This is a genomic window from Enterobacter quasihormaechei (assembly GCF_004331385.1).
Lineage (GTDB): Bacteria > Pseudomonadota > Gammaproteobacteria > Enterobacterales > Enterobacteriaceae > Enterobacter > Enterobacter quasihormaechei.
This window is the reverse complement of the sequence record NZ_SJON01000017.1, coordinates 74,292-100,031: the sequence shown is the minus strand read 5'-3', so window position 1 is coordinate 100,031 and position 25,740 is coordinate 74,292. Positions and strand designations below refer to the sequence as shown.

Annotated in this window: 28 protein-coding genes and 1 other annotated feature; of the genes, 12 read left to right on the top strand and 16 right to left on the bottom strand. The window is 54.1% G+C overall.

The genetic code is table 11. From position 1 onward, the window contains the following. Window positions 1-139: 139 nt before the first annotated feature. The 3 genes from clpB to rluD form a co-directional block, all read right to left on the bottom strand. On the bottom strand, window positions 140-2,713 hold the full coding sequence (gene clpB / locus E0L16_RS18495; protein ID WP_107533546.1) for an ATP-dependent chaperone ClpB: 2,574 nt from the start codon (window positions 2,711-2,713) through the stop codon (window positions 140-142). A 129-nt stretch (window positions 2,714-2,842) separates the two neighbouring features. Continuing rightward, window positions 2,843-3,574 carry a purine nucleoside phosphorylase YfiH gene (yfiH, locus tag E0L16_RS18490; protein ID WP_063450039.1) on the bottom strand — a complete coding sequence of 244 codons (732 nt, stop codon included), beginning with the start codon at window positions 3,572-3,574 and terminating at the stop codon, window positions 2,843-2,845. Continuing rightward, window positions 3,571-4,551 carry a 23S rRNA pseudouridine(1911/1915/1917) synthase RluD gene (gene rluD / locus E0L16_RS18485; RefSeq protein WP_063450040.1) on the bottom strand — a complete coding sequence of 327 codons (981 nt, stop codon included), beginning with the start codon at window positions 4,549-4,551 and terminating at the stop codon, window positions 3,571-3,573. The genes yfiH and rluD overlap by 4 nt, the downstream gene beginning before the upstream one ends. 131 nt (window positions 4,552-4,682) lie before the next feature. On the opposite strand from rluD, the gene bamD reads away from it, so the two are divergent. The 4 genes from bamD to pheA all read left to right on the top strand — a co-directional run bounded on the left by bamD (window position 4,683) and on the right by pheA (window position 7,450). Next, window positions 4,683-5,420, top strand: a complete 738-nt coding sequence (gene bamD, locus E0L16_RS18480; RefSeq protein WP_063450041.1) for an outer membrane protein assembly factor BamD — start codon at window positions 4,683-4,685, stop codon at window positions 5,418-5,420. A gap of 267 nt (window positions 5,421-5,687) precedes the next feature. Continuing rightward, window positions 5,688-6,029 (top strand): ribosome-associated translation inhibitor RaiA, encoded by a 342-nt coding sequence (gene raiA, locus E0L16_RS18475; RefSeq protein WP_008502470.1) that lies wholly within the window; start codon window positions 5,688-5,690, stop codon window positions 6,027-6,029. Window positions 6,030-6,133: 104 nt separating this feature from the next. Beyond that, window positions 6,134-6,259, top strand: a sequence feature (Phe leader region). Further along, window positions 6,135-6,182 carry a pheA operon leader peptide PheL gene (gene pheL, locus E0L16_RS18470; RefSeq protein ID WP_100229775.1) on the top strand — a complete coding sequence of 16 codons (48 nt, stop codon included), beginning with the start codon at window positions 6,135-6,137 and terminating at the stop codon, window positions 6,180-6,182. It overlaps the preceding feature by 48 nt. Before the next feature lie 30 nt (window positions 6,260-6,289). Next, window positions 6,290-7,450 carry a bifunctional chorismate mutase/prephenate dehydratase gene (gene pheA / locus E0L16_RS18465; RefSeq protein ID WP_131637739.1) on the top strand — a complete coding sequence of 387 codons (1,161 nt, stop codon included), beginning with the start codon at window positions 6,290-6,292 and terminating at the stop codon, window positions 7,448-7,450. On the opposite strand, the gene E0L16_RS18460 is transcribed toward pheA, so the two are convergent. From E0L16_RS18460 to aroF, 3 genes are read right to left on the bottom strand one after another with little or no spacing between them, the layout of a single operon-like run. Continuing rightward, window positions 7,447-8,319: an SMP-30/gluconolactonase/LRE family protein gene (locus tag E0L16_RS18460; protein WP_131637737.1), complete on the bottom strand. Its 873-nt coding sequence runs from the start codon at window positions 8,317-8,319 to the stop codon at window positions 7,447-7,449. The genes pheA and E0L16_RS18460 overlap by 4 nt on opposite strands. Window positions 8,320-8,379: 60 nt before the next feature. After that, on the bottom strand, window positions 8,380-9,501 hold the full coding sequence (gene tyrA / locus E0L16_RS18455; protein ID WP_063450044.1) for a bifunctional chorismate mutase/prephenate dehydrogenase: 1,122 nt from the start codon (window positions 9,499-9,501) through the stop codon (window positions 8,380-8,382). A 10-nt stretch (window positions 9,502-9,511) separates the two neighbouring features. Then, the gene (gene aroF / locus E0L16_RS18450) at window positions 9,512-10,582 is read right to left on the bottom strand and encodes a 3-deoxy-7-phosphoheptulonate synthase AroF (protein WP_063450045.1); all 1,071 of its coding nucleotides are present in this window, start codon (window positions 10,580-10,582) and stop codon (window positions 9,512-9,514) included. 479 nt (window positions 10,583-11,061) lie between these two features. Between aroF and yfiR the strand changes: the two genes are divergently transcribed. Genes yfiR through E0L16_RS18435 form a run of 3 tightly spaced genes read left to right on the top strand, consistent with a single transcriptional unit; the run spans window position 11,062 to window position 13,306 of the window. Continuing rightward, window positions 11,062-11,598, top strand: coding sequence for a regulatory sequestration protein YfiR (gene yfiR / locus E0L16_RS18445; protein ID WP_131637735.1), 537 nt, complete (start codon window positions 11,062-11,064; stop codon window positions 11,596-11,598). After that, window positions 11,591-12,811, top strand: coding sequence for a diguanylate cyclase DgcN/YfiN (gene dgcN, locus E0L16_RS18440; protein WP_063865220.1), 1,221 nt, complete (start codon window positions 11,591-11,593; stop codon window positions 12,809-12,811). The genes yfiR and dgcN overlap by 8 nt, the downstream gene beginning before the upstream one ends. A gap of 12 nt (window positions 12,812-12,823) precedes the next feature. Beyond that, window positions 12,824-13,306, top strand: coding sequence for an OmpA family protein (locus E0L16_RS18435; RefSeq protein WP_131637733.1), 483 nt, complete (start codon window positions 12,824-12,826; stop codon window positions 13,304-13,306). Window positions 13,307-13,308: 2 nt separating this feature from the next. Here E0L16_RS18435 and E0L16_RS18430 read toward each other — a convergent pair whose 3' ends face one another. From E0L16_RS18430 to ffh, 7 genes are all read right to left on the bottom strand, one after another. Next, window positions 13,309-14,679, bottom strand: a complete 1,371-nt coding sequence (locus tag E0L16_RS18430) for a PepSY-associated TM helix domain-containing protein (RefSeq protein ID WP_131637731.1) — start codon at window positions 14,677-14,679, stop codon at window positions 13,309-13,311. A 38-nt stretch (window positions 14,680-14,717) separates the two neighbouring features. Beyond that, the gene (locus E0L16_RS18425; protein ID WP_131637729.1) at window positions 14,718-15,122 is read right to left on the bottom strand and encodes a DUF2946 domain-containing protein; all 405 of its coding nucleotides are present in this window, start codon (window positions 15,120-15,122) and stop codon (window positions 14,718-14,720) included. A 132-nt stretch (window positions 15,123-15,254) separates the two neighbouring features. After that, window positions 15,255-15,602 (bottom strand): 50S ribosomal protein L19, encoded by a 348-nt coding sequence (gene rplS, locus E0L16_RS18420; RefSeq protein WP_002914145.1) that lies wholly within the window; start codon window positions 15,600-15,602, stop codon window positions 15,255-15,257. 43 nt (window positions 15,603-15,645) lie between these two features. Next, complete coding sequence (gene trmD, locus E0L16_RS18415; protein WP_014832949.1) at window positions 15,646-16,413, bottom strand: tRNA (guanosine(37)-N1)-methyltransferase TrmD; 768 nt, start codon at window positions 16,411-16,413, stop codon at window positions 15,646-15,648. A 30-nt stretch (window positions 16,414-16,443) separates the two neighbouring features. Beyond that, the gene (gene rimM / locus E0L16_RS18410) at window positions 16,444-16,983 is read right to left on the bottom strand and encodes a ribosome maturation factor RimM (protein ID WP_006811638.1); all 540 of its coding nucleotides are present in this window, start codon (window positions 16,981-16,983) and stop codon (window positions 16,444-16,446) included. 15 nt (window positions 16,984-16,998) lie between these two features. Further along, window positions 16,999-17,247: a 30S ribosomal protein S16 gene (gene rpsP, locus E0L16_RS18405; RefSeq protein ID WP_022649067.1), complete on the bottom strand. Its 249-nt coding sequence runs from the start codon at window positions 17,245-17,247 to the stop codon at window positions 16,999-17,001. Between the two features lie 137 nt (window positions 17,248-17,384). Further along, on the bottom strand, window positions 17,385-18,746 hold the full coding sequence (gene ffh / locus E0L16_RS18400; RefSeq protein WP_003863132.1) for a signal recognition particle protein: 1,362 nt from the start codon (window positions 18,744-18,746) through the stop codon (window positions 17,385-17,387). Window positions 18,747-18,912: 166 nt separating this feature from the next. Here ffh and E0L16_RS18395 point away from each other — a divergent pair, with 166 nt between their 5' ends. Further along, a complete protein-coding gene (locus E0L16_RS18395) occupies window positions 18,913-19,704 on the top strand; it encodes a cytochrome C assembly family protein (RefSeq protein WP_063865323.1) in 792 nt (263 codons plus the stop codon). A gap of 19 nt (window positions 19,705-19,723) precedes the next feature. Next, the gene (locus E0L16_RS18390) at window positions 19,724-21,010 is read left to right on the top strand and encodes an HlyC/CorC family transporter (RefSeq protein WP_063450050.1); all 1,287 of its coding nucleotides are present in this window, start codon (window positions 19,724-19,726) and stop codon (window positions 21,008-21,010) included. Between the two features lie 51 nt (window positions 21,011-21,061). Here the strand turns inward: E0L16_RS18390 and grpE are convergent, their stop codons facing one another. Beyond that, on the bottom strand, window positions 21,062-21,655 hold the full coding sequence (gene grpE, locus E0L16_RS18385) for a nucleotide exchange factor GrpE (RefSeq protein ID WP_063450051.1): 594 nt from the start codon (window positions 21,653-21,655) through the stop codon (window positions 21,062-21,064). A 122-nt stretch (window positions 21,656-21,777) separates the two neighbouring features. Between grpE and nadK the strand changes: the two genes are divergently transcribed. From nadK to bamE, 3 genes are all read left to right on the top strand, one after another. Then, window positions 21,778-22,656: an NAD(+) kinase gene (nadK, locus tag E0L16_RS18380; protein ID WP_131637728.1), complete on the top strand. Its 879-nt coding sequence runs from the start codon at window positions 21,778-21,780 to the stop codon at window positions 22,654-22,656. 85 nt (window positions 22,657-22,741) lie between these two features. After that, window positions 22,742-24,403: a DNA repair protein RecN gene (recN, locus tag E0L16_RS18375; protein ID WP_063450053.1), complete on the top strand. Its 1,662-nt coding sequence runs from the start codon at window positions 22,742-22,744 to the stop codon at window positions 24,401-24,403. Between the two features lie 138 nt (window positions 24,404-24,541). After that, entirely contained in the window at window positions 24,542-24,880 is a 339-nt protein-coding gene (gene bamE / locus E0L16_RS18365; RefSeq protein WP_063450054.1) for an outer membrane protein assembly factor BamE, read from the top strand. Between the two features lie 60 nt (window positions 24,881-24,940). Here bamE and E0L16_RS18360 read toward each other — a convergent pair whose 3' ends face one another. Both E0L16_RS18360 and E0L16_RS18355 read right to left on the bottom strand, forming a co-directional pair. Next, entirely contained in the window at window positions 24,941-25,228 is a 288-nt protein-coding gene (locus E0L16_RS18360; RefSeq protein WP_131637726.1) for an RnfH family protein, read from the bottom strand. After that, the gene (locus tag E0L16_RS18355) at window positions 25,218-25,655 is read right to left on the bottom strand and encodes a type II toxin-antitoxin system RatA family toxin (RefSeq protein ID WP_003863117.1); all 438 of its coding nucleotides are present in this window, start codon (window positions 25,653-25,655) and stop codon (window positions 25,218-25,220) included. The genes E0L16_RS18360 and E0L16_RS18355 overlap by 11 nt, the downstream gene beginning before the upstream one ends. Window positions 25,656-25,740: the final 85 nt, after the last annotated feature.

The window sequence follows — 25,740 nt, the reverse complement described above, 5'->3', positions numbered from 1 at the left end:
AATTCTGAACCTGCAAGCGTAAAGTGAAAATTATTTACTGACCGCTCACTTTCCAGGCAAATCACTCTTCAGACCTCAATTTTCGCCTAGTTTTTAAACAAAAACGAGCCGCAAGCGGCCCGTTTTTGCGTTTTGTGACTTACTGCACTGCCACAATGCGATCGTCGTTGGCTTCCAGTCGGATAACTTTGCCCGGAATCAGCTCCCCGGAGAGAATTTGCTGCGCCAGCGGGTTTTCGATCTGCTGTTGGATAGCACGTTTTAACGGACGCGCGCCATAAACAGGATCGTAACCATTCTCGCTCAGCAGTTTCAGCGCATCATCCGAGATGTGGATTTCATACCCACGGTCTTCCAGACGCTTGTACAGACGCTGCAACTGGATCTGTGCAATCGACGCGATGTGTTTCTCACCCAGCGGATGGAACACGACCACTTCATCAATACGGTTGATGAACTCCGGACGGAAGTTTTGGCTGACCACGCCCAGCACCAGATCTTTCATATGGCTGTAATCCAGCTCACCGAAGCGTTCCTGAATTAAATCGGAACCCAGGTTAGAGGTCATGATCACCACCGTGTTACGGAAGTCGACCGTTCTCCCCTGCCCGTCCGTCAGGCGCCCATCATCCAGTACCTGCAACAGGATGTTAAATACGTCAGGGTGTGCCTTTTCCACTTCATCCAGCAGGATGACGGAATAAGGACGACGGCGAACCGCTTCCGTCAGGTAACCGCCCTCTTCATAACCGACATATCCCGGAGGCGCACCGACCAGACGCGAGACGGAGTGTTTCTCCATAAACTCGGACATATCGATACGCACCATTGCGTCATCGCTGTCGAACATAAAGTTAGCCAGCGCTTTACACAGCTCGGTTTTACCGACACCGGTTGGCCCCAGGAACAGGAACGAGCCGATTGGACGATTCGGATCGGACAGCCCTGCACGGCTACGACGGATGGCGTTAGATACCGCTTCGACCGCTTCGTTCTGGCCAATAACGCGCTGATGCAGATCCTGCTCCATACGCAGCAGTTTCTCGCGTTCGCTTTCCATCATGCGAGCCACAGGAATACCCGTCCAGCGCGCCAGCACTTCGGCAATCTCGGCATCCGTCACTTTATTACGCAACAGACGCATGGTTTTGCCTTCCGACTGCGTGGCGATCTCAAGCTGTTTTTCCAGCTCAGGGATCTTGCCGTACTGTAGCTCGGACATCCGCGCCAGGTCCCCTACGCGACGCGCCTGCTCAATGGCAATTTTCGCCTGCTCCAGCTCAGCCTTGATTGTCTGGGTGCCAGAGAGGGAGGCTTTCTCAGCTTTCCACTCTTCTTCCAGCTCAGAATACTGGCGCTCTTTCTCATCCAGCTCTTCGTTGAGCATATCGAGGCGTTTCTTACTCGCTTCATCAGACTCTTTGTTCAGCGCCTGCTGTTCCAGCTTGAGCTGGATAATGCGGCGATCGAGTCGGTCTAACTCTTCCGGCTTCGAGTCAATCTGCATGCGGATACTGGACGCGGCTTCATCGATAAGGTCGATGGCTTTATCCGGCAGCTGACGATCGGCGATATAACGATGCGAAAGCGTCGCCGCCGCAACGATGGCCGGGTCAGTGATCTGCACGTGATGGTGCAGTTCATAGCGCTCTTTCAGACCGCGCAAAATAGCGATGGTATCTTCAACGCTTGGTTCAGCGACAAACACCTTCTGGAAACGACGCTCCAGCGCGGCATCTTTTTCAATGTACTGACGATACTCGTCCAGCGTGGTGGCACCGACGCAGTGAAGTTCACCACGCGCCAGCGCAGGTTTCAGCATGTTCCCGGCATCCATTGCGCCGTCAGCTTTACCGGCCCCAACCATGGTATGCAGTTCGTCAATAAACAGGATGACGTTACCTTCCTGTTTCGCCAGATCGTTCAACACGCCTTTCAGACGCTCTTCGAACTCGCCGCGATATTTCGCCCCGGCCACCAGCGCGCCCATATCCAGAGCCAGCACCCGGCGGCCTTTCAGCCCTTCAGGCACTTCACCATTAACGATACGTTGCGCCAGCCCTTCAACGATGGCGGTTTTACCGACGCCGGGCTCACCAATCAGCACCGGGTTGTTTTTGGTACGACGTTGCAGTACCTGGATAGTCCGGCGAATTTCTTCGTCACGGCCGATCACCGGGTCAAGCTTGCCCTGCTCGGCACGTTCGGTCAGGTCGACCGTAAATTTCTTCAAGGCCTGACGTTGGTCTTCGGCTCCCTGATCGTTCACGCTTTCACCTCCGCGCATTTTCTCAATCGCCTGGGTCACATTGGCGGTGGTTGCACCGGCGGATTTCAGCAGGTCGGTCAAGGTACCGCGTGATTCAAGCGCCGCCAGAACAAACAGCTCTGACGAAATAAAGTTGTCCCCACGTTTTTGCGCCAGCTTGTCGCAAAGGTTCAGCACGCGCACCAGATCCTGCGACGGCTGGACGTCGCCACCGGTACCTTCTACCTGTGGTAAACGGCTCAGCGCCTGATCGATGGCGGTGCGTAACTGGCCGGCATTAATGCCAGCGGATGTTAATAAAGGACGTACCGATCCCCCTTCCTGATTCAGCAAGGCGCTCATTAAATGAAGAGGTTCGATAAACTGGTTGTCGTGCCCCAGTGCGAGGGACTGGGCATCGGCGAGAGCAAGCTGGAATTTATTAGTAAGACGATCCAGACGCATAACTCCTCCCATAACAGGTCAAATTTGCTACTGGAGATTAAATGAGGTCATCCCTCAATTATTCAAGGTTAATAACCTGAATTATGTGAAAAGAAAACGGCGCGTGCCGGATCGTCTTGATTCTTTAGGTTATATCAGCCAAATGAAACTTGCCATACGGCCTGTCGTCTTGTCGCGGCGATAGGAGAAAAAATCACCCTTTTCGGTGAAGGTACAGCGATCGCCGCCGAAGATCTGCGTCACCCCAACGTTATTCAAACGTTGACGGGCCAACTGATAAATATCGGCCAGATATTTGTCACCGGAAGCCACAAACGCGTCAACCGCTTGCGGATCTTTTTCCATAAAGGCTTCGCGCACTTCAGGGCCTACCTCAAACGCCTGCGGGCCAATCGCCGGGCCAAGCCAGGCAATGATATTCGCGGGAGTGTCCCGGAAGCAGGCGACGGTCTCTTCCAGCACGCCTTCGCACAGCCCGCGCCATCCGGCATGGGCAGCAGCCACTTCAGTTCCCGCCTGATTGCAGAACAACACAGGCAGGCAATCGGCGGTCATCACCGCGCAAACCGTTCCCGGCGTATTGCTGTACGAGGCATCGGCGCGTTTAGACGCGTAAGGCTCACCCGACAGCGTCAGCACCGCTTTACCGTGCACCTGCTCAAGCCAGACCGGTTTTGAAGGAAGGTTTCCCGCAGCAAAAAGGCGCTTACGGTTCTCTTCGACGTGTTCCGGGTTATCGCCACAGTGCGCGCCGAGGTTCAGAGACTCCCATGCGCCCTGGCTCACGCCACCGATACGGGTCGAACTACAGGCGGCCACGCCTTCAGGCAGCGGCCACTCCGGGACAATCAGCTTGGTCATAACCAGTCCACGTGATCCTTATGTTCTTCGAAATCTGCGCGCATCGCGTCGATAAGTTCCACCATATCCTGTGGGATCGGCGCATGCCATTCCATCTGAATTCCGGTAATGGGATGGTAAAGACGCAGCATCGTCGCATGCAGCGCCTGACGATCGAATTTACGCAGCACGGAGATGAATTCATCCGACGCCCCTTTTGGTGGACGCGGACGACCGCCGTAAACCGGGTCACCCACCAGCGGATGGGTAATATGCGCCATGTGCACGCGGATCTGGTGGGTACGCCCGGTTTCCAGACGCAGACGCAGGCGCGTATGAATACGGAAATGCTCCATGATGCGGTAGTGGGTCACCGCCGGTTTACCCATCGGGTGCACGGACATATGCGTACGCTTGGTTGGGTGACGGCTAATCGGCTCTTCCACCGTGCCGCCAGAGGTCATATGACCAATGGCCACCGCCTCATACTCACGCGTGATTTCGCGCAGCTGTAAAGATTCCACCAGGCGAGTCTGTGCGGGAATCGTCTTCGCCACCACCATCAGACCCGTAGTGTCTTTATCCAGACGGTGAACGATACCGGCACGCGGTACGTCAGCAATTGGCGGATAATAATGAAGGAGTGCGTTAAGAACCGTACCGTCAGGATTGCCCGCGCCCGGATGAACAACAAAATCGCGCGGCTTGTTGATGACCAGAATATCGTCATCTTCGTAGACGATCTCCAGGGGGATATCCTGCGGTTCGAAGCGAATTTCCTCTTCGATTTCAGCATTGATGGCGACAGCTTCCCCACCAAACACTTTCTCTTTAGGTTTGTCCCAGATCTTGCCGTTTACCAGCACGCGCTGGTCAAGGATCCATTCTTTTATGCGTGAACGCGAATAATCAGGGAACAATTCGGCCAAAGCCTGATCTAAGCGTTGACCGAGCTGATTTTCGGAGACTGTTGCGGTGAGTTCTACTCGTTGTGCCATAAACTGCTTCTTCGTTTAACGTTGGGTTTTACGGCTTTGCCGTTTAATATAGTGTGCTATTGTAGCTGGTCTTAATCGGGAGCAGGAACTGAGTTTCTCCCGGACAAACATTTGAGGAAAGTCAAAACGTCATGACGCGCATGAAATATCTGGTGGCAGCGGCCACGTTGAGCCTGGCTTTGGTGGGCTGCTCCGGTTCGAATGAACAGGTCCCTGACAATCCGCCGAATGAAATCTATGCGACTGCACAACAAAAGTTGCAGGACGGTAACTGGAAACAGGCGATAACGCAACTGGAAGCGTTGGATAATCGCTATCCGTTTGGTCCGTATTCGCAGCAGGTACAGTTAGATCTCATCTACGCCTACTACAAAAACGCCGATCTGCCGCTGGCTCAGGCAACCATCGATCGTTTCATGCGTCTGAACCCTACCCATCCTAACATCGATTACGTGATGTACATGCGCGGCCTGACTAACATGGCGCTGGATGACAGTGCATTGCAGGGCTTCTTCGGGGTGGATCGTTCTGACCGTGACCCGCAACATGCGCGTGATGCTTTCAATGACTTCTCCAAACTGGTGCGTAGCTACCCGAACAGCCAGTACATTACCGATGCCACTAAGCGTCTGGTGTTCCTGAAAAATCGTCTGGCGAAATACGAGTACTCCGTTGCGGAATACTACACCCGTCGCGGCGCATGGGTTGCCGTGGTTAACCGTGTAGAAGGCATGCTGCGCGATTATCCGGATACACAGGCCACGCGTGATGGCCTGAAGCTGATGGAGAATGCATATCGCCAGATGCAGATGACGGCTCAGGCTGACAAAGTGGCGAAAATTATTGCCGCGAACAGCAGCAATACCTGATACCGCTACAACGCAAAACGGCAGCCCGCAGGCTGCCGTTTTTTTATTCATCCAGACTTCCGCTGAAGCGGTTTAGCCTCAATACATCCAGTCAACTATGACCGCAATTGCTGGCTTCGACAAGGTAAATCTCACCTCTTCCTGCCCTGCCTCACAAAAAAGATTCCCTGACAAAAACCGACAAAATAACGTGATCTAAATCACACATTTTGACATTAGGTCGGGTATGCTGGAATCACCAAGACGGAAAGACAAGAGGTAAAATTTATGACAATGAACATTACCAGTAAACAAATGGAAATTACTCCGGCAATCCGCCAGCACGTCGCAGACCGTCTCGCCAAACTGGATAAATGGCAAACACATTTGATTAACCCACATATCATCCTGTCCAAGGAGCCGCAGGGTTTCATCGCTGATGCAACTATCAATACTCCAAACGGCCATCTGGTCGCCAGCGCAAAACACGAGGATATGTACACCGCAATTAACGATTTGATCAACAAGCTGGAACGGCAGCTCAATAAAGTGCAACACAAAGGTGAAGCCCGTCGCGCCACAACGTCGGTGAAAGACGCCAGCTTCGCGGAAGAAGTTGAAGAAGAGTAATCCTCTAAAATTGAGTGTACCGACAACGCGCCTCCGGGCGCGTTTTTTATTGACAGGATCAAAACAGTACAGGTACTTTAACCCTATCAATTTAAGGACGACCTTATGAAACAGACGCCGTTTTTCTTCGCATTCTTTTTTACCTTCCCCTGACCGGGAGGCGTTTCGTCGTGTGATAAAGAATGCGAAGACGAACAACAAGGCCTCCCACACCGGGAGGCCTTTTTTATTGATAACGATAAATTGAGACAGACAACACTATGACACCGGAAAACCCGCTCCTGGATTTGCGCGTAAAGATCAGCGCTCTCGATGAAAAATTACTGGCCCTGCTGGCAGAACGCCGCGCCCTCGCCGTTGAAGTGGGCAAAGCCAAGCTGGATTCCCATCGGCCGGTACGCGATATCGATCGCGAACGTGATTTACTGGAACGGTTGATTCAGCTCGGTAAAGCGCATCATCTGGATGCCCACTACATCACCCGCCTGTTCCAGCTCATCATCGAAGATTCCGTTCTGACGCAGCAAGCCTTGCTCCAGCAGCATCTGAACAAAACTAACCCGCACTCTGCGCGCATCGCATTTCTCGGCCCGAAAGGCTCCTATTCTCATCTGGCGGCTCGCCAGTACGCCGCCCGCCATTTCGAAGAGTTTATTGAGAGCGGTTGTGCGAAATTTGTAGACATTTTCAACCAGGTCGAAACCGGCCAGGCGGATTACGCCGTGGTGCCTATCGAGAATACCAGTTCCGGCGCCATCAACGATGTTTACGATCTGCTCCAGCACACCAGCCTGTCGCTGGTCGGTGAGCTGACTATCCCTATCGATCACTGCGTGCTGGTCGCCGGCTCAACGGACCTGAGTCAGATAGAAACGGTTTACAGCCACCCGCAGCCGTTCCAGCAGTGCAGCCAGTTCCTGAACCGTTATCCGCACTGGAAAATTGAGTACACCGAGAGCACCTCGGCGGCGATGGAAAAAGTGGCGCAGGCAAACTCCCCTGCCGTCGCGGCACTCGGTAGCGAAGCGGGCGGCGCACTGTATGGCTTACAGGTGCTGGAGCGCAATCTGGCTAACCAGACGCAGAATATCACCCGTTTCGTGGTTCTGGCCCGCAAGGCCATCAACGTGTCCGATCAGGTACCGGCGAAAACCACCCTGCTGATGGCGACCGGCCAGCAGGCGGGCGCGCTGGTTGAAGCGCTGCTGGTGCTGCGTAATCACAACCTGATCATGACGAAGCTGGAGTCCCGCCCAATCCACGGCAATCCGTGGGAAGAGATGTTTTATCTCGACGTTCAGGCCAACCTGGAATCTGCATCCATGCAGAAAGCCCTGCGCGAGCTGGGCGAGATCACCCGCTCCATGAAAGTGCTGGGATGCTATCCGAGCGAAAACGTGGTCCCGGTCGATCCTGCTTAACGTTCGATAAAGCGGCTTTTCTTCATCCCTGCCACATTTACGGGCAGGGTGAAGATAGCCCCGGAAAGCGGGAATTTTGCCAGTTCCTCCGCCTCCATGTTTTCCCGCGTGGTGGTGATAAACAGCGTTTTCATATCGTCGCCGCCAAAGCAGACCATTGTCGGGCAACGTACCGGCAGCCGGTGCTCTTCCAGCTGTTCTCCCTGCGGGGAAAACCGCGCTATACGCCAGCCGTCAAACAGCGCGCTCCAGTAGCAGCCTTCTTCATCCATTGCCGCACCGTCGGGAATACCTTCTCCCTCGCTAAAACGGCGAAATTCTTCGCGCGTTCCGGGTTCAGCCTGCTCATCAAGCGGCATACGGTAGATCACGCCGTTCGGCGTATCAGAGGTAAACATCCACCGTTTGTCAGGGCTAAACGCTAAACCGTTATGCCCCTGAATATCGCACTGGATCACTTTCGGCGTCAGGTCGTTGTCGATACGCATCAGCATGGCGCCGTTATAATCTCCCGGTCCCCAGAAGGTGCCCGCGTAAAACCGTCCCTGATGGTCGGTGCCACCGTCATTAAAGCGTGCAAGCAGCGGATTAGACGGGTTATCGCAAACCTTACGCTGGAGCAGGCCGTGTTTATCGGCCAGCCAGATGGCGTTACGCATCGCGACGATAAATCCGCCGCGTTCACGCAGGGCAAAACACCCGACTTCTTCATGGAATGAGAGCACCGAGTGTTCCGCGGTGGGCAGATGATACCGATGGATCTCCCCTTCCAGAATATCTGCCCAGTAGAGCGCATTTTCTTCTGCACTCCACGTCGGGCATTCGGGCAGATGCCCGGTATAGTTCAACAGCAGCTGCGGTTCAGCCATAACAGATCCCCAAAATGAAAAAAGCCAGCATTGCTGGCTTTCAGTATATACATCATCCGATTACTGGCGACTGTCATTTGCCTGGCGCAACAGCGTGCGGCTTTCGCTCTGGAATCGCGTGGCGTAATCACCGAACCAGTGCTCCACTTTACGGAAACTGTCGATAAAGGCCTGTTTATCGCCCTGCTCCAGCAAGGTGATCGCTTCGCCAAAACGCTGATAATAACGTTTGATCAGTGCCAGGTTGTTTTCAGACGACATAATGATGTCGGCATAAAGCTGCGGATCCTGCGCAAACAGTCGCCCGACCATCGCCAGCTCGAGACGATAGATTGGCGAGGAAAGCGCCAGCAATTGTTCAAGCTGAACGTTCTCTTCCGCCAGGTGCAGCCCGTAGGCGAAAGTTGCAAAGTGGCGCAGCGCCTGAATAAACGCCATGTTCTGGTCATGCTCTACCGCACTAATGCGGTGTAAACGCGCCCCCCAGACCTGAATTTGTTCCAGGAACCACTGGTAGGCTTCCGGCTGCCGTCCGTCACAGTAAACCACGACCTGTTTCGCCAGGCTGCCGCTGTCCGGGCCAAACATCGGATGTAACCCAAGCACAGGGCCGGTGTGTGCCGCCAGCATGGCCTGTAGCGGACCATTTTTAACGGAGGCCAAATCCACCAGAATGCAATCTTCCGGCAGGGGAGGAAGTTTACCGATGATCTGCTCCGTCACGTGGATCGGCACGCTGACGATAACCATACCGGCGTCTTTCATCCGCTCCGCCGCGTGCGGCCAGTCCTCTTTCTCCAGAATACGCACCTGATAGCCAGAGAGCGTCAGCATTTTTTCAAACAGACGCCCCATCTGCCCGCCGCCACCGACGATAACCACCGGACGCAGCGACGGACAGAGGGTTTTGAAGCCCTTGTCGTTTTCGCTGGAATAGGACTCGCGCATCACGCGGCGCAGGACGTCTTCAATCAAATCAGGTGAAACGCCCAGAGCCTGCGCCTCTTTACGGCGGGAGGCGAGCATAGAGGCCTCGCGCTCCGGAACGTAAATCGGCAGGCCGTATTTGCTTTTCACTTCGCCGACCTCAGCAACCAGCGCCATGCGGCGCGCCAGAAGATCCAGCAGCGCCTTATCCACTTCATCAATTTGATCGCGCAGTGCGGTCAATTCAGCAACCATAACTACCCTCTTAAGCCAGACGCGTCGCCAGCTGGCCGTTTAAATCTTTGTGGATCTCACGCAGCAGCGCATCGGTGGTTTCCCAGCTGATACAGGCATCCGTAACGGAGACGCCGGGCTTCATCGCGCTGCGCGGCTGTTCCGATGACTGATTGCCTTCATGAATATTACTTTCAATCATCAAGCCGATAATTGAACGGTTGCCATCTTTAATCTGTGCAATCACAGATTCTGCAACCGCTGGCTGGCGACGGTAATCTTTATTCGAATTACCATGACTGCAATCTACCATTAGTGCCGGACGCAGTCCTGCCTGTTCCATCTCTTTTTCACACTGCGCAACGTCCGCCGGGCTGTAGTTCGGTGCTTTACCGCCGCGGAGGATCACGTGACCGTCCGGGTTGCCCTGGGTTTGCAGCAGGCATACCTGGCCCGCCTGGTTGATCCCAACAAAACGGTGCGGCATTGCGGCGGCGCGCATGGCGTTAATCGCCGTCGCCAGGCTGCCGTCGGTACCGTTTTTAAAACCAACCGGCATAGACAGGCCAGACGCCATCTCGCGGTGGGTTTGTGATTCGGTGGTGCGCGCGCCAATCGCGGACCAGCTAAACAGATCGCCAAGGTACTGCGGGCTGTTCGGATCCAGCGCTTCGGTTGCCAGCGGCAGGCCCATGCTGACCAGTTCCACCAGCAGGCGACGCGCAATTTTCAGCCCTGCTTCCACGTCAAACGAGCCATCCATGTGCGGATCGTTGATCAATCCTTTCCAGCCAACCGTCGTGCGTGGCTTTTCAAAATAGACGCGCATCACCAGGTAGAGGCTATCGCTGACCTCCTCCGCTAATGCTTTAAATCGACGTGCGTACTCAATGGCGGTTTCAGGATCGTGAATAGAGCAAGGGCCGCATACCACCAGCAGACGCGGATCGCGGCCAGCGATAATGTCAGAAATGGTCTGGCGAGAATGCTCAATCTGAGCTTCCTGCGCGGCGCTCAGCGGAAACTCCGCCTTCAGTTGATCCGGGGTAATTAAAACCTGTTCGTCAGTGATATGTACGTTGTTCAGCGCGTCTTTTTGCATGATTGCGATCCTGTAAAACTCGTTTGCGATAGTGGTTTTCCTCAAGGAGGTGACACAACGATACCACAACAAGTAAAGATTTCAATCCAAAAAACGTACACTTTAATTTACAGAAGCCATTTTAATGCCAAAAACTCAGGTTGAAAACGTAAACATAAAATTACACATGCGCATTTACTGCACGTCTACGCTCACGCAAGGAACACTATCCAGGCGCTGGCCGTGAGCTTAATAACTCTCTGATGAATCGAAGGGAAACTTGCGTGGCACATGTATTCAGGCAACAAAGAATGAAGGAAATTATGAATTCCAGCAGACTTAATCGAAACTGGCTTTATTCTCGGGAATATAGTTCGCCCTAAGATTTAGCTTAGGTCAATACAGGGATATTTCTGACATAATGACGGCTTTAAGAAACAATGGTATTCTGCCGGAAATTCTTAAGGACATCTATTTCCGGGGCGGTTTGGCGGATTCTGATGAGAAATACATTCTTGATCGCTTTGCTTCACCTCCCCCTGGCGCTAATGCTGTTCATTTTAGTGAGTCCTGCAAGGGCAGGCTCGTTTACGGAAACGGATAAATCGGTACGTTCGATTGTTTCCGGTATTGTGAGCTACACCCGATGGCCAGCACTGTCCGGCCAGCCGAAGCTCTGTATTTATGCCTCTTCCCGTTACAGACAGGCGCTCAGCAGTGAAGATGTAAATAACCCGTTGCCCTATACTCCTGTCATTGTGCATAGCGATCGGGAAGCGCTCGCGGCAAGGTGTGATGCCCTCTATTTCGGGAGTGAGTCGCCGGCAACTCAACAGGAAATAATAAATCAATATCAAGGCCATGCGTTGCTATTAATGTCAGAGCAAAATCCTGAATGCGTTATTGGCAGCGCATTTTGTCTGATAATAGAGTTCAACCAGGTCAGGTTTTCCGTCAATCTGGACGCGCTGGCGCGCAGTGGCGTAAGAGTCAATCCGGATGTATTAATGCTCGCGCGGAATAAGAAGCATGAATAAGGATGTCATATCAACACCGCGTCCGACGTTTAAAAGAACGTTGCGGCGAATCAGCATGATAAGCGTCGTTATAACGATGACGTTTATATGGCTGCTGCTGTGTTTCGCTTCCGTAGTGACATTAAAGCAATACGCGCAAAAAAACCTCGAGCTCACCGGCGCCACCATGAGCCACAGCCTTGAAGCCTCTCTGGTGTTCAACGATGCCGTGGCGGCAAACGAAACGCTCGCGACCCTCGGTAAGCAGGGGCAGTTTGCCGTGGCGGAAGTGCTTAACGCGCATCATAAACGGTTTGCCTGGTGGTCATGGAACCCGGCGGATAATACCGACACGCTGGGCGCGCTGGTCAGCCGCTGGTTGTTCCCTCTTCCTGTCGCACAGCCCATCATGCATAACGGCAATGTGATTGGCGAAATTCGACTTACCGCACGAGACAGCCTGATTAGCCACTTTATCTGGCTGTCATTTGCGGTTCTCACCGGCTGCATTCTTATTGCCTCTGCCGTCGCATTGACCATCACCCGCTCGCTACACCATGGCATGGTCGCTGAAATGCAAAACATTACTGACGTTGTGCATGATGTCCGCACCAACCGCAACTTCTCTCGCCGGGTAACGGAAGGCCGGATTGAAGAGTTCCACCAGTTTGGAGAAGACTTCAACAGCCTGCTGGATGAAATGGAGGAGTGGCAGCTCAAGCTACAGGCCAAAAACGCGCAGCTGTTGCGTACCGCTATGCACGATCCGCTCACGGGGCTGGCAAACCGCGCCGCGTTTCGCAACAACATTGCGGCCTTGATGAATGACGCTTCGGCAAAAACCAATTCTGCCCTGCTCTTCCTGGACGGTGATAACTTCAAGTTTATCAACGACACCTGGGGTCATGCCGCGGGTGACTGCGTCCTGATCGAAGCCGCAAAAAGGATGGTCGAGTTTGGCGAAAAGCGTCATCAGTCTTACCGTCTCGGCGGCGACGAGTTTGCCATGATCCTGTACGGCGTCCATACCGAGCGTGAGGTGGAATATATTTGCGCCGCGCTGTCGCAGCAATTTATTCGTCCGTTTGATCTGCATAACGGGCACACAGCATCAATGTCACTCAGCATTGGCTTTGCTCTGGCGTGGGAAAATGGCTCCGTTGAGGCATTACTGGAGCAAGCCGATCGCAATATGTATCTGGTCAAGAACCAGCGTTCGAAAACAATATCCTGAAAGGAAGACGATATGTTAAAGCGATACTTTGCGCCGTTATTAATGGCATCTCTGGCTATGTCCGGGTGTCAGACGCCGGACGGTAAATTCACACCAGCACAAATTGCGGCCATGAAGTCCTACGGCTTTAACGAACTGAACGGCGACTGGTCTCTGGGCCTGTCGGATAAGATCCTGTTTGATAAAAATGACGCCAGACTGCGCCCGGAAAGTGAAACGCAGATCCAGACTATGGCCTCACGTCTGGCGGCAACCGGTCTGAATCACGCCCGGATGGACGGACATACGGATAACTATGGTGAAGAGCGCTACAACGAAGCGCTTTCGTTAAAACGCGCCAACGTCGTGGCGGATGCCTGGGCGAAGGGCGCGAACATCCCGCGCAGCAACCTCACCACGCGGGGCTTAGGTAAAAAATACCCTGTCAGCAGCAACCGCACTGCGCAAGGGCGTGCTGAAAACCGCCGGGTTGCGGTGGTCATCAGCACGCCATAAGGCTATTTAACGGATGATCCGGCGAGCGACACGCCTGAAGCCGCTCGCCAGCGCAGCCAGTCGATCGCAATGAATACCGCCACGCTGACGCCCATCACCGGCAACGCCAGCCCCAGCAGAACGCTTATCAGCAAGGTCACTCCCCTTCCCCACAGCGGCAATGCCAGCCAGCTTTGACAGAGCGTCTGGACCGGGTTCGCGGCTGACGTTGCAGGCCGACGCATCCACCACATCCGGTATCCCAGGATAATCAGCACGCACAGCGCAACACCAAACGCGATGAGCACCAGCTGATTTACCAGACCAAACAGGATCCCCATATGGAAATCCACGCCCCAGCGGGTGAGTTTCGCCATCAGCGGAAAATCCTCGAAGCGAGTGCTGTCCAGCACCTTCAGAGAGTGGGGCTCCACGGCAACGGCATCAACCTGCGTCGGCCAGCGGCGATCGATTTCCGTCACCGTCCATGCCTGGTCAGCCCTTTTTGCCGGGCGGATCTCAACTTTGTTCGCATCAATCCCCGACTGGCGAGCAGCCTGCAACACGCTGTCAAAAAGCGACAGCTCGACCGGCATGTCAGGCATCGTCATTGCACCGTGATGGCCACGGTGTTCGGCGTGTTCATCCATCATTTCCGGCGCACCGGAAAGCTGGGTATTAACCTGCGGCGTCAGCCAGTTCATCTCTGCCCGCAGCTTGTCAACGTTACCCCCGGCCCATTGTGACCAGGTTAAACCGGTGGCTGAGAACAGCAGCATTCCCGCCAGCAGCGTCCAGCCTAACATCACATGCAGGCGACGACGATTCTGGAAACGGTTGTTAATGCGGCGCTTTGGCCGGGTGTAGAACCACAGCGCGATACCGCCCAGGGCAGCAACCCACATCCAGGAGGCGGCTAACTCGCTATAGAGCCGCCCGAAGTTGCCCAGCATCAGCGAGGTATGCAGATAATCGATTGTCTGGCGCAGCGGTAAAATCCCGCTGGTGCCGTACACGGTCATATCCCCGCGTAGTTCAAGGCTGACAGGATCAACAAAGAGCGCCCGGTGCTCGGAGGGACCAAGCTTCGGGTCGACAAACATCACGCGGGTCGTTTCGCCCTTTTCCAGCCCCGGACGAACGGCATGTAAACGCAGCGCTGAACCCACGGCGTTTTCCGCCACGGCAATTTGTTCAGCAAGAGGCTGCGCATCACCCACGGCATCCGTATGGAGTGCGTTACGGTACAGCGCATTTTCAAGCTGCGGCGTTGCCACATACAGCGTACCGGTCAGCGCGGCGAAGAAGATAAACGGACCGACAAACAGCCCGATGTAGAAATGGAGGCGACGCAGCAGGTTTCCCCATGCCGCGCGCGGAGTGCAGGTAGTCATACTTTTCCTTTTTAAGGCAAAAAGTGAGTGATTTTGTTTTAAAGGGAGAAAGCAGACCGCCGCGGCGGCGCGCGGGTATCAGGATAAAGCCAGGGGAAGAAGTGCCAGTGGCTGACCGCCTGACGTGGCGGCTTCAGCCGCAGCCGCTGCAACACCACGCTGAGCAGAACGATAAGCGCCAGCATCACGCCCGGCACGTGCGCCAGCAGCACGCAGTAGCCGCACGCCTCCGCATGGTCAACCGGCATCGTGTGTGGCATATCGTCGTGATGCTCGTCCATCGACATCATGCTCATGTCATGATGCATGCCAGGCATCGCGCTCATGGGATCTTTTTGCAGCGAGACGGAGATCAGCGGCGCCACGACGATCAGCAGGATCGCAAACAGCGCGGTCAATGCCGCTGCGCGTTTCCAGCTATGCTGATGCAGTACGTTATCCACTTACCCTCCATCCAAGAGGCGCATATTGTAAATGATTTATAACGGAAGGGTTAACGCGAGAGGTGCGATGGGATAAAAAAAGGGCCAGCCTTTCGGCCAGCCCTTTCTAACAGGATGTCGCTTAAGCGAATCTTAGTTCAGACGCTCTTTAATACGAGCAGACTTACCAGTACGCTCACGCAGGTAGTACAGTTTAGCTTTACGTACAGCACCACGACGTTTAACAGCAATGCTGTCAACTACCGGAGAGTGAGTCTGGAAGACACGCTCAACGCCTTCGCCGTTGGAAATTTTACGAACAGTGAATGCAGAGTGCAGACCGCGGTTACGAATAGCGATAACCACGCCCTCGAATGCCTGCAGACGTTTTTTGGAACCTTCAACAACCCATACTTTCACTTCCACGGTGTCACCTGGACGGAAGGAAGGTACGTCCTGCTTCATCTGCTCTTGTTCAAGTTGCTTAATAATGTTGCTCATAATTTAATCTCTTATCCTGGGTAAACTGATATTCGGGAGCGTATTACGCATTCCCATCATGTTCATGCTGCTGGTGCGCGTGTTCAGTTTTGAACTCGGCCAGCAACTTTGCTTGCTCTTCAGTCAGAGCCAGGTTTTCCAGAAGTTCAGGTCTTCTAAGCCAGGTTCGGCCCAGCGACTGCTTCAAACGCCAGCGACGTATCTCGGCATGGTTTCCTGACAGTAACACTGCCGGTACTTCCATCCCTTCTAACACTTCAGGACGAGTATAGTGTGGACAGTCCAGCAATCCATCGGCAAAGGAATCTTCCGTTGCCGAAGCTTCATGGCCCAGAACACCCGGAATAAACCGGGCAACGGAGTCAATCAGCGTCATTGCGGGTAACTCACCACCGCTGAGAACGTAATCGCCGATAGACCATTCTTCGTCAATCTCGGTTTGAATTACGCGCTCATCTATCCCTTCGTAACGACCACAGACCAGAATCAGCTTTTGATTCGTCGCCAGTTCGCTCACGCCCGCTTGATCAAGCTTGCGTCCCTGAGGTGACAGATAAATCACCTTCGCGCCTTCACCTGCCGCGGCTTTTGCTGTGTGAATGGCGTCCCGTAAGGGTTGCACCATCATCAACATCCCCGGTCCGCCGCCGTAAGGACGATCGTCCACGGTACGGTGCCGGTCATGCGTGAAGTCACGCGGACTCCAGCTCTGGATGCTCAGCAGGCCATTCTTTACTGCCCGGCCAGTTACCCCGTAATCGGTAATCGCGCGGAACATTTCAGGAAACAGGCTAATTATGCCAATCCACATAGCGCCGTCTTTTACCGTTTATCCGGAGAATTAAAAACCAGGATCCCAATCTACTTCAATGGTTTGAGTAGCGAGATCGACTTTCTTGATAACCTGTCCATCGAGGAACGGGACCAGCCGCTCCTTGATGCCAAATGCATCTTTCAGGTTTGCCTTAATGACGAGAACGTCATTTGACCCGGTTTCCATCATGTCGATGACTTTCCCCAGGCTGTAGCCTTCAGTGGTCACTACCTGGCAACCCATAAGGTCTTTCCAGTAGTAGTCGCCCTCTTCCAGCTGCGGCAACTGCGACGAATCCACGACAATTTCACAATTAGTCAGCGCATTCGCGGCATCACGATCGTCAATGCCTTTCAGCTTGATGATGATGTCCTGATTGTGGTGACGCCAGCTTTCCAGCTCGACCTCTTCCCACTTACCGGCTTTCTGGATAAACCAGGGCTGGTAATTAAAAATGCTATCAGCGTCTTCAGTGGAGGAAAACACTCTGAGCCAACCACGGATACCGTAGCAAGAACCCATTTTTCCCAATACGATCGGTTCAACAGGTGCTTTATTGCTCATCATGACCACCGTGACAGATTAAGCTGCTTTGTTTGCTGCTTTGATCAGCGTAGCAACGCGATCGGAAACAGTAGCGCCCTGGCCAACCCAGTGAGCGATACGATCCAGATCCAGACGGGTTTCTTCTTCTGCGCCAGAGGCCAGTGGGTTGAAGAAACCAACGCGCTCAATGAAGCGACCGTTGCGTGCATTACGGCTGTCAGTCACAACAACCTGGTAGAACGGACGCTTTTTAGCGCCGTGACGTGCTAAACGAATAGTTACCATAACATCCTCTTGTGTGAATAAAACAACCGGGCCCCATCGAGGAACGGAGCCCGGGTGTCATATTAAAAGCCCGAAAATTTTACTGATTTTTGGGGAAAATGCAATCAGCAGTTGATCAGTCTGCTGTAAAAGGCCGATTAACGCCCAGGGAATCCTGGTGGCATCATGCCTTTCATGCCGCGCATCATCTTCGCCATGCCGCCTTTCTTCATTTTCTTCATCATACGCTGCATGTCGTCGAACTGTTTGAGAAGGCGGTTAACGTCCTGCACCTGCATGCCGCAGCCGGCTGCGATACGGCGCTTACGCGACCCTTTGATGATTTCTGGCTTCGCACGTTCTTTCAGCGTCATCGAGTTGATGATGGCTTCCATACGCACCAGCACTTTGTCGTCCATCTGCGATTTAACGTTGTCCGGGATCTGCCCCATGCCCGGCAGCTTGCCCATCAGGCTGGCCATGCCGCCCATGTTTTTCATCTGACGCAGCTGCTCAAGGAAGTCGGTCAGATCGAAGCCGTCGCCTTTTTTCAGCTTGCTGGCGAGTTTTTCCGCCTGCGCGCGGTCGACCTTGCTCTCAATATCTTCGATCAGCGACAGCACGTCGCCCATGCCGAGGATACGGGAAGCAATACGATCCGGGTGGAACGGCTCCAGCGCTTCGGTTTTCTCGCCCACGCCGAGGAATTTAATCGGCTTACCGGTGATGTGGCGAATAGACAGCGCCGCACCGCCGCGGGCGTCACCGTCCACTTTGGTCAGCACCACACCGGTCAACGGCAGGGCTTCGTTAAACGCTTTCGCGGTGTTCGCCGCATCCTGACCGGTCATGGCGTCAACGACAAACAGGGTCTCTACCGGGTTGATAGAGGCGTGCACCTGCTTGATCTCGTCCATCATCGCTTCGTCGACGTGCAGACGACCGGCGGTATCCACCAGCAGCACGTCGTAGAATTTCAGCTTCGCCTCTTTCAGCGCGGCATTCACGATATCGACAGGCTTCTGCGCCACATCGGACGGGAAGAAGTCCACGCCAACCTGCTCAGCCAGCGTTTCCAGCTGTTTGATCGCCGCCGGGCGATAGACGTCCGCCGAAACCACCAGCACCTTTTTCTTGTGCTTTTCGCGCAGGAATTTCCCCAGCTTACCGACGCTGGTGGTTTTACCTGCACCTTGCAGACCCGCCATCAGCACCACGGCAGGCGGCTGGGCCGCCAGGTTAAGCACCTGGTTCTCTTCGCCCATCGCCGAAACCAGTTCGTTACGAACGATTTTGACGAACTCCTGACCCGGGGTCAGGCTCTTGTTAACTTCATGACCAACCGCTTTCTCTTTCACACGGTTGATAAAATCACGGACGACCGGCAACGCAACGTCTGCTTCCAGCAGCGCCATGCGCACTTCGCGCAGCGTTTCCTTGATGTTCTCTTCGGTGAGGCGTCCACGGCCGCTGATGTTGCGCAGCGTGCGCGACAAACGATCGGTTAAATTATCAAACATTGTCTCTCGCCTGGGGTAGAAACGTTAGGTCGCCTGGGCGACACATACACAGAATTTTGCCGGAGTATAACATGAAGGCGCCTTTGTTGTTATGCAACGGTTGGAGCAGGCGTCACGTAACGTTATACTGCTTCTCTTTCTTATTAAGACAACTGTCGACGCCTATATGCCTGTTTTCGCACTGATCGCCCTTGTTGCCTACTCTGTCAGCCTCGCGCTGATCATTCCTGGCCTGCTGCAAAAAAACAGCGGCTGGCGGCGCATGGCTATTCTTTCGGCGGTGATCGCATTGATTAGCCACGCGTTTGCGCTGGAATCACGCATCATTCCCGGCGACGGCAGCGTGCAAAACCTGAGCGTGCTGAACGTCGGCTCGCTGGTCAGCCTGATGATCTGTACGGTCATGACCATTGTCGCGTCTAAAAACCGCGGCTGGCTGCTGCTGCCGATAATCTACGCCTTTGCGCTGATCAACCTGGCGTTAGCCACGTTCATGCCTAATGAGTTTATTACCCATCTGGAAGCCACGCCGGGGATGCTGGTGCATATTGGCCTGTCGCTTTTCTCCTACGCGACGCTGATCATTGCCGCCCTTTACGCCATGCAGCTCGCCTGGATTGACTACCAGCTGAAAAATAAAAAGCTGGCGTTTAACCACGAAATGCCGCCGCTGATGGTGATTGAGCGTAAGATGTTCCACATCACCCAGGTCGGCGTGGTTCTGCTGACGCTGACGCTGTGCACGGGTTTGTTTTATATGAAGAACCTGTTCAGCGTGGAGAATATCGATAAAGCAGTCCTCTCCATCATTGCGTGGTTTGTCTATATTGTCCTGTTATGGGGCCATTATCATGAAGGCTGGCGCGGTCGTCGCGTGGTCTGGTTCAACGTTGCGGGTGCCGGCATTCTCACGCTTGCCTATTTTGGTAGCCGCTTCATACAGCAATTTGCTGGCTAAGTAACAAAAGGAGTTCCCCCTGGAACACATCTCTACCACCACGCTGATCGTCATTCTGGTCATCATGGTGGTCATCTCCGCTTATTTCTCTGGCTCTGAAACCGGCATGATGACGCTGAACCGCTACCGGTTGCGTCATCGGGCCAAGCAGGGTAACCGTGCCGCGCGTCGTGTCGAAAAGCTGTTGCGTAAGCCAGACCGCCTGATTAGCCTGGTGCTTATCGGTAACAACCTGGTCAACATTCTCGCCTCTGCGCTGGGCACCATTGTCGGGATGCGTCTGTACGGCAACGCCGGCGTGGCGATTGCCACAGGGGTGCTCACGTTTGTGGTGCTGGTGTTTGCGGAAGTGCTGCCCAAAACCATCGCGGCGCTTTATCCGGAGAAGGTCGCCTACCCGAGCAGTTTCCTGCTAGCGCCGCTGCTTATTCTGATGATGCCGCTGGTCTGGCTGCTGAATATGGTGACCCGCGTCCTGATGCGCATGGTCGGTATCAAGGCCGACGTCACCATCAGCAGCGCGCTGAGTAAAGACGAGCTGCGTACCATCGTGAACGAATCCCGTTCGCAGATCTCCCGCCGCAATCAGGACATGCTCCTGTCGGTTCTGGATCTGGAAAAGGTCAGCGTTGACGACATTATGGTGCCGCGAAACGAAATCGTCGGAATCGATATTAACGACGACTGGAAGGCGATCGTCCGCCAGCTGACGCACTCCCCGCACGGGCGCATCGTGCTCTATCGCGATTCCCTCGACGATGCCATCAGCATGCTGCGCGTGCGCGAGGCCTATCGCCTGATGACTGAGAAAAACGAGTTCACCAAAGAGGTAATGCTGCGCGCCGCCGACGAAATTTACTACGTACCGGAAGGCACGCCGCTCAGCACGCAGCTGGTGAAGTTCCAGCGCAACAAGAAGAAAGTCGGCCTGGTGGTGGATGAATACGGTGACATCCAGGGGCTGGTAACGGTGGAAGATATTCTGGAAGAGATTGTCGGGGACTTTACCACGTCGATGTCGCCTTCCCTTGCAGAAGAGGTTACCCCGCAAAACGACGGGTCAGTGCTTATCGACGGCAGCGCCAACATTCGTGAAATCAATAAAGCGTTCAACTGGCATTTACCGGAAGACGAAGCGCGGACGATGAACGGCATGATTCTGGAAGCGCTGGAAGAGATCCCGGCGGCAGGTACGCGTGTGCGTATTGAACAGTATGATATTGATATTCTGGACGTTCAGGACAACATGATTAAGCAGGTGAAAGTCCTGCCCGTTACGCCACTTCGGGAAAGTATTGCCGAATAGAAGGTAGGCCGGGTGAGGCGAACGCCGCCACCCGGCACTACAGGTAGCAAATTAGGCTTTCGCTTTCGCCACGGTGACCATCGCAGCGCGAATAGTACGACCGTTCAGAGTATACCCTTTCTGCATCACGCCCAGCACGTTACCCGCGGCAACGTCTTCTGACTCAACCATCGCAATGGCCTGGTGAACGTTTGGATCCAGCGGAACATCCGTATCGGCGATCACTTCAACACCGAACTTACGCACCACATCCAGCATGGATTTAAGCGTCAGCTCGATGCCTTCAATCATCGCCGCGTTATCCGGATTAGCTTTATCCGCCACTTCCAGCGCGCGATCCAGGCTGTCGATCACCGGCAGCAGTTCGTTGACGAATTTCTCCAGCGCAAATTTGTGCGCCTTTTCAACGTCCAGCTCGGTACGACGGCGCAGGTTTTCCATTTCCGCTTTGATGCGCAGTACGCCATCGCGTTCGCGATTCTGCGCTTCTACCAGCTGAGCTTCCAGGTTGGCAATTTTTTCATCGCGCGGGTCCACCTGCTCAGCAGACGCGTCTGGCTCTACTGCCTCAACTTCATCGTGCTGTTCCGTGATAATTTCTTCAGGGGCTTGCCCCTCAGGCGTTTTCTGTTCTTTACTACTCATGAATTTCTCCGCGTTTTTCTGCATTCATCTCGCTAACTTCGCTTATTATGGGGATCAGTTTCCTGGATTCAAGGGAACAAGGCAGATTGTCATCATTCATCAGGCACAAGGACCTCCAGAACATGAATAATCATTTCAGGTGTATTGGGATCGTCGGCCATCCGCGTCACCCTACCGCATTGACGACACATGAAATGTTGTATCGCTGGCTGAGTGGTAAAGGCTATGAAGTGATGGTCGAACAGCAAATCGCCCAGGAGTTGCAGCTTAAAAGCGTCAGAACCGGCACGCTGGCGGAAATTGGTCAGCAGGCGGATCTCGCCGTGGTGGTCGGCGGCGACGGTAATATGCTGGGCGCGGCGCGAACGCTGGCTCGCTATGATATTAAGGTGATTGGTATTAACCGTGGCAATCTCGGTTTCCTGACCGACCTCGACCCGGACAATGCGCAGCAGCAGCTGGCGGACGTGCTGGAAGGCCACTACATCAGTGAAAAACGGTTTTTGCTGGAAGCCCAGGTGTGTCAACAGGACTGCCAGAAGCGCATCAGCACCGCCATTAACGAGGTGGTTCTCCACCCCGGTAAAGTGGCGCACATGATCGAGTTCGAAGTCTATATCGACGAAATCTTCGCGTTCTCGCAGCGGTCTGACGGGCTGATTATTTCAACACCGACCGGCTCAACCGCCTACTCGCTTTCAGCCGGAGGCCCAATCCTGACGCCATCGCTGGATGCGATAACCCTGGTGCCGATGTTCCCGCACACGCTCTCGGCGCGTCCGCTGGTGATCAACGGCGACAGCACCATCCGCCTGCGTTTCTCCCATCGCCGCAGCGACCTGGAGATCAGCTGCGACAGCCAGATTGCGCTTCCTATTCAGGAAGGTGAAAATGTACTCATTCGCCGCTGCGATTACCACCTGAACCTCATTCACCCGAAAGATTACAGCTATTTCAATACATTAAGCTCCAAGCTTGGTTGGTCAAAAAAATTGTTCTGATTTTGTATCCAGCACTTTACTGTATATAAAACCAGTTTATACTGTATGCAAACACAGTTATGGTTTTTCATACAGGAAAACAATTATGCTGGCACAACTGACCATCAGCAACTTTGCCATTGTTCGTGAGCTTGAGATCGACTTCCATAGCGGAATGACGGCGATTACCGGTGAAACCGGCGCAGGTAAATCCATTGCCATTGATGCCCTCGGCTTGTGCCTCGGTGGTCGTGCAGAGGGCGATATGGTGCGCACAGGCGCAGCCCGTGCAGACCTGTGCGCCCGCTTCTCGTTAAAAGACACGCCTGCCGCCCTGCGCTGGCTGGAAGCAAACCAGCTGGAAGACGGACGTGAGTGTTTACTTCGCCGCGTCATCAGCAGTGATGGCCGCTCCCGTGGTTTTATCAACGGCACGGCGGTCCCTCTTTCCCAGCTTCGCGAGCTGGGCCAGTTGCTCATCCAGATCCATGGTCAGCATGCGCATCAGCAGTTAATCAAACCCGAACAACAGAAAGCCCTGCTTGATGGCTACGCAGGTGAGTATGCGCTTACTCAACTGATGGCGGAGCACTATCGTCAGTGGCATCAAAGCTGCCGCGAACTTGCGCAGCATCAGCAGCAAAGCCAGGAGCGTACCGCCCGCGCCGAACTGCTGGAATATCAGCTGAAAGAGCTGAACGAATTTAACCCGCAGGCGGGGGAATTTGAGCAAATCGACGAGGAGTACAAGCGTCTGGCCAACAGCGGTCAGCTGCTTTCCACCAGCCAGAATGCCCTGAACATGCTGGCGGATGGCGAGGATGTGAACTTGCAGAGCCAGCTGTACAACGTTCGCCAGCTTGTTACCGAGCTGACCGGCATGGACAATAAGCTGTCTGGCGTACTGGAGATGCTCGAAGAGGCCGCGATTCAGATTTCAGAGGCCGGGGATGAACTGCGCCACTACTGTGAACGGCTGGATCTCGACCCGAACCGTCTGTTCGAACTTGAGCAACGTATCTCCCGTCAGATTTCACTGGCGCGTAAGCATCACGTTACTCCGGAAGAACTGCCGAATTACTATCAGTCTCTGCTGGAAGAACAACAACAGCTGGACGACCAGGCCGATTCCCTCGAAACCCTGTCTCTGGCGGTAAATCTGCATCACCAGCAGGCGCTGGAAACGGCGAAACGGCTGCACGACGTGCGCCAACACTATGCGCTGGAGCTTAGCCAGCACATTACCGACAGCATGCATACGCTGGCGATGCCGCACGGGGTGTTCACCATTGACGTTCGCTTTGAAGAGAATCACCTGACGGCGGAAGGCGCAGACCGCATTGAATTCCGCGTCACCACCAACCCGGGCCAGCCTTTACAGGCGATTTCGAAAGTGGCTTCCGGCGGTGAACTGTCGCGCATCGCCCTGGCCATCCAGGTGATCACCGCCCGTAAAATGGAAACCCCGGCGCTGATTTTCGATGAAGTGGATGTGGGTATCAGCGGCCCGACGGCGGCCGTTGTCGGCAAACTGCTGCGTCAGCTGGGTGAATCGACGCAGGTCATGTGTGTGACACACCTGCCTCAGGTAGCCGGCTGTGGTCATCATCACTTTATCGTCAGTAAAGAAACCGACGGCGAAATGACGGAAACACACATGAAGCCGCTGGATAAACGCGCACGCTTGCAGGAGCTGGCACGCCTGCTCGGGGGCAGTGAAGTCACGCGCAATACGCTCGCGAATGCGAAAGAACTGCTGGCGGCATAAACTTTTTCGGGATCTCAGGGTCATACAGAACAACAAAAACGCCGCCAGACCGGTTTCAAAGTGGGGCAAGGTCTATTATCATCGGCATATTACATATGAGCCGCGTACTGCTCGGGCCCGAAAAGGAATCAAATCACTATGCGCTGTAAAACGCTGACCGCTGCCGCAGCGGTTCTTCTGATGTTGACCGCAGGCTGTTCCACTCTGGAGAAAGTGGTTTACCGTCCTGACATCAACCAGGGGAACTACCTTACCCCTAACGATGTGTCCAAAATCCGTGTGGGAATGACACAACAGCAGGTCGCTTATGCACTGGGAACCCCGATGATGTCCGATCCGTTCGGTACAAATACCTGGTTCTATGTATTCCGCCAGCAGCCTGGTCATGAAGACGTGAGCCAGCAAACCCTGACGCTGACCTTCAGCAGCGCTGGTGTGCTGACCAATATCGACAACAAGCCTGCCCTAACCAAATAATCAGGCGTCAGCAACGCAAAAAGGTGCTCAATGAGCACCTTTTTTGTATACGTTTATTGGCTATTTACCGGATTTCTCTGCTCGCTGACGGCGCAACTCTTTCGGGTCGGCAATCAGCGGACGATAGATTTCAACCCTGTCGCCCTCTTTCAGCACATCACCGAGCTTAACCGGACGGCTATAAATGCCGACTTTATTCTTCGCCAGATCAATGTCGCTGCGAAGCTCAAGAATGCCGGACGCCAGGATAGCCGCCTCAACGGTGGCCCCCTCCTCAAGCGTCACGCGCTGCAAATACTGCTTCTCCGGCAGCGCATACACCACCTCAACAGCAATCTTATGCGACACTGTAAACCTCTTTGGCGCGCGTGGTGAACGCCTGAACCATATTCGAGGCCAGTTCTTTGAAGATACGGCCAAACGCCAGTTCGATCAGCTTATTGGTAAATTCAAAATCCAGATGGAACTCAATGCGGCAGGCGTCCGCGCTCAGCGGCGTAAACTTCCACCCTCCCATCAGTTTTTTAAACGGACCATCCACCAGATGCATCAAAATACTCTGATTGCTCGTCAGGGTATTGCGCGTGGTGAACGTTTTGCTGATCCCCGCTTTGGAGACATCCACGGCCGCAGTCATCTGCGTCGGGCCGGATTCCAGCACCCGGCTCCCGGTGCATCCCGGTATAAATTCCGGATAGGACTGAACGTCGTTCACTAACTGATACATTTGTTCCGCGCTGTAGGGTACAAGCGCAGTACGGCTAATCTGAGGCATAGCATTTTCCATGGTCACACAACAGACAAATAATAACATTTATCACCTGTTAAAAAAACGCTAAGCCTTATCTCGTGCTAAGATA